At 44.9% G+C, this 2,900-nt stretch carries 2 protein-coding genes; both read left to right on the forward strand.

Annotated features, from left to right (window positions below; all coding sequences use genetic code 11):
* Positions 1-1,057 precede the first annotated feature (1,057 nt).
* Complete coding sequence (locus GR167_RS20455; RefSeq protein ID WP_160975513.1) at positions 1,058-2,542, forward strand: gag polyprotein; 1,485 nt, start codon at positions 1,058-1,060, stop codon at positions 2,540-2,542.
* Positions 2,543-2,544: 2 nt separating this feature from the next.
* Positions 2,545-2,900, forward strand: a 356-nt coding sequence (locus GR167_RS20460; protein ID WP_503169878.1) for a retropepsin-like aspartic protease, incomplete at its 3' end; no start/stop codon positions are given.

Raw genomic sequence — 2,900 nt, forward strand, 5'->3', positions numbered from 1 at the left:
CATAATATGTACATTTATATTGGCTCATGTCCAATATGACCGCCATGTTGGCATTGATTATTGACTAGTTATTAATAGTAATCAATTACGGGGTCATTAGTTCATAGCCCATATATGGAGTTCCGCGTTACATAACTTACGGTAAATGGCCCGCCTGGCTGACCGCCCAACGACCCCCGCCCATTGACGTCAATAATGACGTATGTTCCCATAGTAACGCCAATAGGGACTTTCCATTGACGTCAATGGGTGGAGTATTTACGGTAAACTGCCCACTTGGCAGTACATCAAGTGTATCATATGCCAAGTCCGCCCCCTATTGACGTCAATGACGGTAAATGGCCCGCCTGGCATTATGCCCAGTACATGACCTTACGGGACTTTCCTACTTGGCAGTACATCTACGTATTAGTCATCGCTATTACCATGGTGATGCGGTTTTGGCAGTACACCAATGGGCGTGGATAGCGGTTTGACTCACGGGGATTTCCAAGTCTCCACCCCATTGACGTCAATGGGAGTTTGTTTTGGCACCAAAATCAACGGGACTTTCCAAAATGTCGTAATAACCCCGCCCCGTTGACGCAAATGGGCGGTAGGCGTGTACGGTGGGAGGTCTATATAAGCAGAGCTCGTTTAGTGAACCGTCAGATCACTAGAAGCTTTATTGCGGTAGTTTATCACAGTTAAATTGCTAACGCAGTCAGTGCTTCTGACACAACAGTCTCGAACTTAAGCTGCAGAAGTTGGTCGTGAGGCACTGGGCAGGTAAGTATCAAGGTTACAAGACAGGTTTAAGGAGACCAATAGAAACTGGGCTTGTCGAGACAGAGAAGACTCTTGCGTTTCTGATAGGCACCTATTGGTCTTACTGACATCCACTTTGCCTTTCTCTCCACAGGTGTCCACTCCCAGTTCAATTACAGCTCTTAAGGCTAGAGTACTTAATACGACTCACTATAGGCTAGCCTCGAGAATTCACGCGCACGGCAAGAGGCGAGGGGCGGCGACTGGTGAGTACGCCAGGATCCGCGGATCCATGGGCGCCCGCGCCAGCGTGCTGTCCGGCGGCGAGCTGGATAAATGGGAAAAAATTCGGTTAAGGCCAGGGGGAAAGAAACAATATAAACTAAAACATATAGTATGGGCAAGCAGGGAGCTAGAACGATTCGCAGTTAATCCTGGCCTTTTAGAGACATCAGAAGGCTGTAGACAAATACTGGGACAGCTACAACCATCCCTTCAGACAGGATCAGAAGAACTTAGATCATTATATAATACAATAGCAGTCCTCTATTGTGTGCATCAAAGGATAGATGTAAAAGACACCAAGGAAGCCTTAGATAAGATAGAGGAAGAGCAAAACAAAAGTAAGAAAAAGGCACAGCAAGCAGCAGCTGACACAGGAAACAACAGCCAGGTCAGCCAAAATTACCCTATAGTGCAGAACCTCCAGGGGCAAATGGTACATCAGGCCATATCACCTAGAACTTTAAATGCATGGGTAAAAGTAGTAGAAGAGAAGGCTTTCAGCCCAGAAGTAATACCCATGTTTTCAGCATTATCAGAAGGAGCCACCCCACAAGATTTAAATACCATGCTAAACACAGTGGGGGGACATCAAGCAGCCATGCAAATGTTAAAAGAGACCATCAATGAGGAAGCTGCAGAATGGGATAGATTGCATCCAGTGCATGCAGGGCCTATTGCACCAGGCCAGATGAGAGAACCAAGGGGAAGTGACATAGCAGGAACTACTAGTACCCTTCAGGAACAAATAGGATGGATGACACATAATCCACCTATCCCAGTAGGAGAAATCTATAAAAGATGGATAATCCTGGGATTAAATAAAATAGTAAGAATGTATAGCCCTACCAGCATTCTGGACATAAGACAAGGACCAAAGGAACCCTTTAGAGACTATGTAGACCGATTCTATAAAACTCTAAGAGCCGAGCAAGCTTCACAAGAGGTAAAAAATTGGATGACAGAAACCTTGTTGGTCCAAAATGCGAACCCAGATTGTAAGACTATTTTAAAAGCATTGGGACCAGGAGCGACACTAGAAGAAATGATGACAGCATGTCAGGGAGTGGGGGGACCCGGCCATAAAGCAAGAGTTTTGGCTGAAGCAATGAGCCAAGTAACAAATCCAGCTACCATAATGATACAGAAAGGCAATTTTAGGAACCAAAGAAAGACTGTTAAGTGTTTCAATTGTGGCAAAGAAGGGCACATAGCCAAAAATTGCAGGGCCCCTAGGAAAAAGGGCTGTTGGAAATGTGGAAAGGAAGGACACCAAATGAAAGATTGTACTGAGAGACAGGCTAATTTTTTAGGGAAGATCTGGCCTTCCCACAAGGGAAGGCCAGGGAATTTTCTTCAGAGCAGACCAGAGCCAACAGCCCCACCAGAAGAGAGCTTCAGGTTTGGGGAAGAGACAACAACTCCCTCTCAGAAGCAGGAGCCGATAGACAAGGAACTGTATCCTTTAGCTTCCCTCAGATCACTCTTTGGCAGCGACCCCTCGTCACAATAAAGATAGGGGGGCAATTAAAGGAAGCTCTATTAGATACAGGAGCAGATGATACAGTATTAGAAGAAATGAATTTGCCAGGAAGATGGAAACCAAAAATGATAGGGGGAATTGGAGGTTTTATCAAAGTAAGACAGTATGATCAGATACTCATAGAAATCTGCGGACATAAAGCTATAGGTACAGTATTAGTAGGACCTACACCTGTCAACATAATTGGAAGAAATCTGTTGACTCAGATTGGCTGCACTTTAAATTTTCCCATTAGTCCTATTGAGACTGTACCAGTAAAATTAAAGCCAGGAATGGATGGCCCACAAGTTAAACAATGGCCATTGACAGAAGAAAAAATAAAAGCATT

The organism is Thalassovita mangrovi, from assembly GCF_009857745.1.
GTDB classification, from domain to species: Bacteria; Pseudomonadota; Alphaproteobacteria; order Rhodobacterales; family Rhodobacteraceae; genus Thalassobius; species Thalassobius mangrovi.